Genomic DNA, 7500 nt, shown 5'->3' with positions numbered 1-7500 from the left:
TCAGCTCCACAAGTTTTCCAACCACTGGGTTGGAAGCGTTCTTTGACAAGTGCATACGAAGGGTAGAATTCAATTTCTGCTGAGAGAAGTTCGACTCACCATGTCTTCATGGTGAGCTCAAGCAAATGCATTCTTCCGGGTCCGCAGCGAAGAGCTGGGGCCTGGACCTTGGTCTCGAGTCTGAGGCTCCGCCGGGAGGCGGGCTTGCGAGAGATTAAGGTAAGTAAGCTACTAAGGGCGTGCGGTGGATGCCTAGGTGCCAAGAGGCGAAGAAGGACGTGGGTGGCTGCGAAAAGCTCCGGGGAGTTGCCAACCGAACGTTGAGCCGGAGATGTCCGAATGGGGAAACCCAGCGCGGTGAAAACCGCGTTACCTCGGCCTGAATACATAGGGCCGAAGGAGCGAACCAGGGGAAGTGAAACATCTCAGTACCCTGAGGAAAAGAAAACAATGAGTGATTCCCGGAGTAGTGGCGAGCGAAACGGGAACAGCCTAAACCGGTGCCACGCAAGTGGCACCGGGGTTGCGGGTCCGCGGTAGGACCTTTGCCGGTTAGCGGAAGCACCTGGAAAGGTGCACCAGAGAGAGTGACAGTCTCGTACGCGAAAACTGGTGGAGGCCGAGCGGGTTACCCAAGTAGGGCGGGACACGTGCAATCCTGCCTGAATCAGCCGGGACCATCCGGTAAGGCTAAATACTCCTTGGCGACCGATAGTGGACTAGTACCGCGAGGGAAAGGTGAAAAGAACCCCAGTGAGGGGAATGAAAAGAACCTGAAACCGCATGTCTACAAGCAGTCCGAGCACTACGGGGCAACCCAGTGCGAGGGCGTACCTTTTGCATCATGATTCGGCGACTTAATGTACGTAGCGAGGCTAAGCCGATAGGTGGAGCCGGAGCGAAAGCGAGTCCTAAATGGGCGACTACAGTTGCGTGCATTATAACCCGAAGCGGGGTGATCTACACATGGCCAGGTTGAAGTGAGGGTAACACCTCATGGAGGACCGAACTCATGAAAGTTGAAAATTTCTGGGATGAGCTGTGTGTAGGGGTGAAAGGCCAATCAAACTCCGTGATAGCTGGTTCTCCCCGAAAGATATTTAGGTATCGTCTTGGGTAATTCAATACTGGAGGTAGAGCACTGGAACGGCTAGGGGTCTCACCAGATTACCAAACCGTACCAAACTCCGAATGCCAGTAATTGTTAGCCCGGGAAGCAGTCAGTGGGTGATAACGTCCATTGGCAAGAGGGGAATAACCCAGACCGACAGCTAAGGCCCCCAAGTCTAGTCTAAGTGAACACTAGAAAGGATGTGGCAGGTCATTGACAACCAGGAGGTTGGCTTAGAAGCAGCCATCCTTTAAAGAAAGCGTAATAGCTCACTGGTCGAGACAGGCCGCGCCGAAAATGTAACGGGGCTCAAGACTAGCGCCGAAGCTTCGGATTGCATGCGTCAGGCGCATGCAGTGGTAGGGGAGCGTTGCAACTACGGCGAAGGTAGACCGCAAGGGCTGCTGGAGTGGTTGCGAGTGCTGATGCCGAAATGAGTAGCGATAAAGGGGGTGAGAAACCCCCTCGCCGTAAACCCAAGGTTTCCTGGGTCAAGTTAATCTTCCCAGGGTTAGCCGGAACCTAAGCCGAGGCCGAAAGGCGTAGGTGATGGAAAGCAGGTTAATATTCCTGCGCCATCTTGTAGACGTTGAACCGAGGAAGGACGGAGAAAGCTAGACGAGCTGGCCGGTGGTTGTGCCAGTCCAAAGGCGTAGGGGTGTCGCGTACGATGAAAAGGCGCGGCAGCTATCCCCGAGACCCCATGGCGTCCCGCAAGGGATTAGTCGTTGATGCTCGGCTTCCAAGAAAAGTTCCGCGGGGAGTCTACAGGGTGTCCGTACCGCAAACCGACACAGGTGGGTGAGGAGAAAATCCTAAGGCGCTTGAGAGAACTCTCCTCCAAGGAACTAGGCAAATTTCCACCGTAACTTCGGAAGAAGGTGGGCCTCTGGTAGGTGTAGGCGTACAGCCGAAGCCGAGAGAGGTTGCAGAGAAATGGCGGTAGCGACTGTTTACCAAAAACACAGGACTCTGCGAAGGCAAGAAGCCGACGTATAGGGTCTGACTCCTGCCCGGTGCTGGAAGGTTAAGGGGATTCGTCAGCCGCAAGGCGAAGCGATGATCCGAAGCCCCAGTAAACGGCGGCCGTAACTATAACGGTCCTAAGGTAGCGAAATTCCTTGTCGGGTAAGTTCCGACCTGCACGAATGGAGTAACGACTTCCGCACTGTCTCGGAGAGGGACTCAGCGAAATTGAAATAGCTGTGCCGATGCAGTTTACCCGCAGCAAGACGGAAAGACCCCGTGAACCTTTACTACAACTTGACAGTGACACTAGGGTTCGACTGTGTAGGATAGGTGGGAGCCTTTGAAGCCGGGCCGCTAGGTTCGGTGGAGGCAACGGTGAAATACCACCCTGTCGGATTCTGGTGTCTAACCATGCCCCCTTATCGGGAGTTGGGACACTGTCTGGTGGGTAGTTTGACTGGGGCGGTCGCCTCCCAAAATGTAACGGAGGCGCGCGATGGTTCCCTCAGCCCGATTGGAAACCGGGCGTCGAGTGCAATGGCATAAGGGAGCTTGACTGCGAGACCGACAGGTCGAGCAGGTGCGAAAGCAGGTCATAGTGATCCGGTGGTCCTGAATGGAAGGGCCATCGCTCAACGGATAAAAGGTACTCCGGGGATAACAGGCTTATCTCCCCCAAGAGTTCACATCGACGGGGAGGTTTGGCACCTCGATGTCGGCTCATCGCATCCTGGGGCTGGAGCAGGTCCCAAGGGTTTGGCTGTTCGCCAATTAAAGCGGTACGCGAGCTGGGTTCAAAACGTCGTGAGACAGTTTGGTCCCTATCTGCTGTGGGCGTAGGATACTTGAGAGGCTCTGACCTTAGTACGAGAGGACCGGGTTGGAGACACCGCTGGTGTACCAGTTGTCTCGCCAGAGGCATCGCTGGGTAGCCATGTGTCGATTGGATAACCGCTGAAAGCATCTAAGCGGGAAACCGACCTCAAGAACAGGTATCCCGGGCGCAAGCCCCTGAAGACCCGTCGAAGACTACGACGTTGATAGGCCGGGTGTGTAAGCGCGGTAACGCGTTGAGCTAACCGGTACTAATTGGTCGTGCGGCTTACTTTACCTCAATCTCTCACGAGCTCCACCCCACCGGGGAGGAGCGGGGGATTCGAGTCCAAGGTCGAGGCCCCGAGCGCGCTCCCGAAGAGCGGCGCCGGGCCCGGAAGAAGGCACCAGCTTCTCCAGCTAGAAATTGAAAACTACCCTTTGTATGCACGCGTCACATGTTTTCCGGTGGCTATGTCGGAGGGGTCCCACCCGTTCCCATCCCGAACACGGAAGTTAAGCCCTCCAGAGCCGATGGTACTCCGCGGGAAACCGCGCGGGAGAGTAGGTCGCTGCCGGATTTTTTTTGAAGGCCCCGAGTCCTCACATTCGTGAAGACTCGGGGCCTTCGCCTTTGCGGGCTCCTGTCTTTCGCCAGCACGCAGGCACTCCATCCAGTCGCGCTGCGCCGGCGCCTGGCTGAGGCCGTGAACTCCAGCTCGCCCGAACGGCGGCAGTTCGAGTGCCGGGGGGGCGAGCCAGTCGAGCAGGCACGCAATGGCTTCCGGGGTGCGGTGAGTCTCGGGAGAGGCCGGGCAGGGAGATGAAGCGCAGAGAGAGAGGTTGTTTTCCTGGCTCTCGGAGCACCCAGTTTCCCCCCTGCTGCCACTGGAGCTCCACGGGGCGTCCGTCTTCCGCGGTCAATTGCAGCGGTGGGCGTCCGCGACGCGTCACCTCTGCGTCCCGTGGGGCAGCCAAAGTCCTTCAGCACGCGGCAGGTGAGAAGCACGCCGACCGAAAGCCTCGAAGGCCTCGTAGAACCCGCGCTGGCGCTGCAGCTGCTCGTCCTTGATGAGCTTCAGCGATTCTGGGGGCTCAGGCTCTTGAAGGCCTTCCGCACCGCTTCATCCAAGCGCATCCAGGTCCTCCTGCTGGGTCTCATGGCGCCCACGAATCTTTCGCAGCAACTTGGTCGCGAAGAGGTGATCGGCGGCTTCCAGCTCGGTTCCTTCGCTGGCCAGCACCACGGGCACGAAGTCCGCGATCTGCCGCTCCAACCGGTTGCCCCAGCCCACATGGAAGTGTGTGTCCAGCACGGGGGAGACAGGTGCTGATCCACCCTGGCCACCGTCCTCGCGCCAGCCGCATGCTTCTTGCCGGGCTTCCCCGAGAGCGACCAACATGGGCCTTGTATGACACCGGAGGACGCTCGGAGCGGCGCTTGGCTTGAAAGGCCTGCCGACTCCGGGCAGCTCCATCACGTGCGCACGATCGTACGTCTTGTTCGCGAACTCGACCGTCGTCTCGTCATGGTTGGCGGTGCCGATGAACCACGCGTTTTTCGGGAGCGCCAGGGTGGGCCTGTCGCGAAAGTGCTGGGGCGGTTTCTGGGTGGGAGCCGTCACCAGCCGCAACTTCCGCTTCGCCTCGGGCTGCTCGAGCTGGGCGAGCAGGTTGGCGAAATACTGCTCCGGCCGTGACAGGGTCATCCCGTCCAGGACGATCAGACAGAGCCGATCCTTGAACGCGGGGGGCTGGGCCTTGTACAGCACCTGGAGGAAGTCGCTCTCGTAATGCGCCCCTCGAAGGCGTTGAAGTGGCCGAGCAGCGCGTCCCGATCGCACCAACCCGCCTGCACCTCGATGAGCGTGAGGCTCCCCCGACGGCACACGGGCAAACTCCCGCGGCAGATGCGTCTTGCGTGACTTGTGGACGCGCTGGCGCTCCTGCTCCTGCTCCTGTTCGGCCCGGCGCCGCCGCCCGGCCCGTTCCATCCCCAGTTCCTCGCGGGCCTGGTGCGCCTCCTCCAGCCGCTGCCGCAGGGGCTCCACGTCCTTGACCCAGCCGGCGTGCACCTCCAAGAGCTTCGCGGGCAGGGCTTGCAACTCAGCCTCGAGCCAATTGGCAGCACCATGCGTTCGGCCTTCGAGGCCCGATCGGACTCCAGCAGCCGCACGAGGGAGGGCTTGCTCTCGTCGCGGTGGGGATACCATTCGAGACGAGTACGAGGGGGAGACGGGAGGCCCGGCCGGGCCGGCGGGAGCGATCCTCGACGAGCTCCAGCGCCTGGCTCGAAGGCGGCCCCCTTGGGCGTCCTGCCATCGGCGGGCATGTCCTGCGATTGTGCCTGGGCCGCCGGGGTAAGGAGTCGGTGCAGCCGGGCGCCGTCCCGGCCGAAGGTGATGATGGCCACGTGAATCTGGGCCTGGACGTCCTCCTCGTCCGCGGAGGAGAGCATGTCCTTCACCGCCGCGTTCAACGCCTGGATCTTCCCTCCCTCCGCCATGCTTCTGCTGATGCCCTCGATGACAATGACAGGCAGGGGGCGGGGAAGGGTGCTCCTGGCAGAGAGAGGGCGGTTCCGGGGTCGCGGGGGCGGTGGGGAGAGCGGACGGGGCGGGCGCGCCCACGGCGGAGGGCGGGGCGCAGGCCGCAGAAGTCACGGTTGCGGTACGCGGTGAGGATGGTGCCCGCCCGCGTGCAGACGACCTGGCCACCCTCGTAGCGAGACAAGTCCACCCCCTCTTGGGCTTAGGCAAAACGTCGCACCTTGCGGTGGCCGATGGCAAAGATTTGCGCGCCGCGAGTCCAGACGATGCGGCCGAACGCGAGCGTGAGCTCGAGGGCTTCTTCGGAGAGGCCGCGCAGGCGCATCTGCTCGCGGGCGTGGCGGGTCAGTGCGGTGGGGGCGGAGGACTTCGGGAGGATTGGGGGATGCGGCGGTCGTTGATATGCAGGGCTCCTGCTGGCGTGGGCAGCCAGATGCGAGGAACGCGGAGCGAAGTCGATGCCAGCGCGCCGGACGAGGGTCCGCGCGCCGTTTGCACTGGAGATTCGAGGAGCTGCGGGGAGGATGGCGAGGCGGGGCGGAGGCCTTCTTCCAGTTGCGCAGGGGGCGGTCAGTGATGCTGGTGTAGAGGGTGGACTCGGCGACGCCCCGGGCCTCGGCGAGGCGGCTGATCTCCCTCGCCAAGTATGACTGGAAGGCCATGCCGATGTGCTGCAGCAGCAGGGGGTCATGGGCGTACGGTTTCGAGCGGCGCGTTGCGGGCGAAGGCGGCGGCCAGGGCGCGCTCGAGGCTTTGGGAGGCGGGGGCGGTGAGGCTGGTGAGCCTGCTCGACGCACTCGGCGGGAGCGCGGTGGCGCTCTGGGTCACCCAGCTCGGCGACGAGGTGGTAGGCTAGCCGCAGCAGGTCCCGGAGGTTGCCGGGCAGGGGGCGCGCGCAGGTGGTGAAGGATCTGCTCCCGGTCGGTAGGAGGAAGCGCGGCGGGGGCCGCTCCAACGTAACAGCTCGCCGCGCCCCGTCTGGACAAGGCGAGGATGAGTCGTCGGGCATCGAGGCAGAGCGCGGAGACGTCAGTCAGAGCTGGACGGGAGCGTGACGGTGCCGGGATTGTCGATGGCGGCGAGCGCGGCACGCAGCAGGTAGCACCCCGGGTCCTCACCGCGTAGGCGGGCCGTCTCAATCAGCGAGTAGAAGAGGGCCGCCACCTCGGTGCCGCGCAGCGACTTGGAGCCGTAGTGATTCTTGCGGCCCACCACCATGTCGCGCAGCTGGTGCTCCACCAGGTTGTTGTCCAGCGGCACCCAGGCATTGGAAAGGAAGACGGTCAGCCCGCTCCACAGCTCCAGCATGTACTCGAGTGCCTTGCGCGGAGCGCTGCCCGGCAGCGAGCGCTGAGCGAGTGCCCACTCGCGGATTGCAGCCACCAGCGGGGCGGACTTCTCTTTTGTCGCACCGCGAGCCGCTGAGCGAGCGCCGCCGTCTGTTGCTCGCCCCTGAGCGCGTACGGGTCGGGCAGGTCGGCCTCAATGGCATACAGCTGGCCAATGAGAGCCAGCACCTCGGCGCACACGGGGGCCACCTTCTCGGCCTCCACGAATTTGCGTCGCACGTGGGCCCAGCAAAACACCAGCGAGCAGGAGGCCGGCCCATCCGCACCGGACTTCGTCGCCGTCTGGTAGGCGGCGTAGCCATCCACCATGACGACGCCCGCGTAGTCACCGAGTACAGCTCCGGAGCGACTGGGCAGAATCCGGTGGTACACCGCGTCCGCACAGGCCACCGTCCACGCGTACCACTTCTTGCCCGGCCCCTTGTTCAGCATGTACCAGTGCGTCTCGTCCGCGTGGATGAGCGGGGAGGAGAAGACAACCGCGGGCAGCGCCTCGTAACTGGGCTGCAGGTGGTGGGCCAGTGCGTTGAGCTGGTCCCATAGAGTCTGGCTATCTACCACCAGGCCCTCGCGCTCAAACATGCGCTCCTGGCCCGCCAGCGGCAGGTGGAAGCCATACTTCTGGAGGGCGACGTGGACGGCGAAGTCCACCGAGTAGCGCCCGCCCTCCACGAGGCGCGGCGGAGCCGGCGCGGTGACGGGCGCGCAC

Annotated in this window: 4 protein-coding genes, 1 tRNA gene, 2 rRNA genes and 1 pseudogene (2 of these 8 only partly in view); 4 read left to right on the top strand and 4 right to left on the bottom strand. The window is 62.5% G+C overall.

Going from position 1 to position 7500, the window contains the following annotated elements:
- From NR798_RS45880 to rrf, 3 genes are all read left to right on the top strand, one after another.
- Positions 1 to 9: transfer RNA gene (locus tag NR798_RS45880), tRNA-Ala, on the top strand; it begins 64 nt to the left of the window's first position.
- Positions 10 to 221: 212 nt separating this feature from the next.
- Positions 222 to 3190 (top strand): 23S ribosomal RNA (locus NR798_RS45875).
- A gap of 167 nt (positions 3191 to 3357) precedes the next feature.
- A 5S ribosomal RNA gene (rrf, locus tag NR798_RS45870) occupies positions 3358 to 3474 on the top strand.
- A gap of 543 nt (positions 3475 to 4017) precedes the next feature.
- Here the strand turns inward: rrf and NR798_RS45865 are convergent.
- Positions 4018 to 4974, bottom strand: a complete 957-nt coding sequence (locus NR798_RS45865; RefSeq protein ID WP_375768963.1) for a hypothetical protein — start codon at positions 4972 to 4974, stop codon at positions 4018 to 4020.
- 670 nt (positions 4975 to 5644) lie between these two features.
- On the bottom strand, positions 5645 to 5767 hold the full coding sequence (locus tag NR798_RS45860) for a hypothetical protein (protein ID WP_375768962.1): 123 nt from the start codon (positions 5765 to 5767) through the stop codon (positions 5645 to 5647).
- Between the two features lie 390 nt (positions 5768 to 6157).
- Here NR798_RS45860 and NR798_RS45855 point away from each other — a divergent pair, with 390 nt between their 5' ends.
- Entirely contained in the window at positions 6158 to 6298 is a 141-nt protein-coding gene (locus NR798_RS45855; protein ID WP_375768961.1) for a hypothetical protein, read from the top strand.
- Between the two features lie 173 nt (positions 6299 to 6471).
- On the opposite strand, the gene NR798_RS45850 is transcribed toward NR798_RS45855, so the two are convergent.
- Together NR798_RS45850 and NR798_RS45845 are read right to left on the bottom strand one after the other, a co-directional pair.
- A complete protein-coding gene (locus NR798_RS45850) occupies positions 6472 to 6825 on the bottom strand; it encodes a transposase (RefSeq protein ID WP_375768960.1) in 354 nt (117 codons plus the stop codon).
- A pseudogene (locus NR798_RS45845) lies at positions 6726 to 7500 on the bottom strand (IS66 family transposase) (its annotated part continues 74 nt past the right edge of the window); the annotation flags it as partial. The gene NR798_RS45850 and the pseudogene NR798_RS45845, both read right to left, overlap by 100 nt.

It is taken from the genome of Archangium gephyra (assembly GCF_042230915.1).
In the GTDB taxonomy this organism is placed as follows: domain Bacteria; phylum Myxococcota; class Myxococcia; order Myxococcales; family Myxococcaceae; genus Archangium; species Archangium gephyra_B.
The sequence above is the reverse complement of the archived record's forward strand: the minus strand, read 5'-3'. Positions and strand labels throughout refer to the sequence as shown.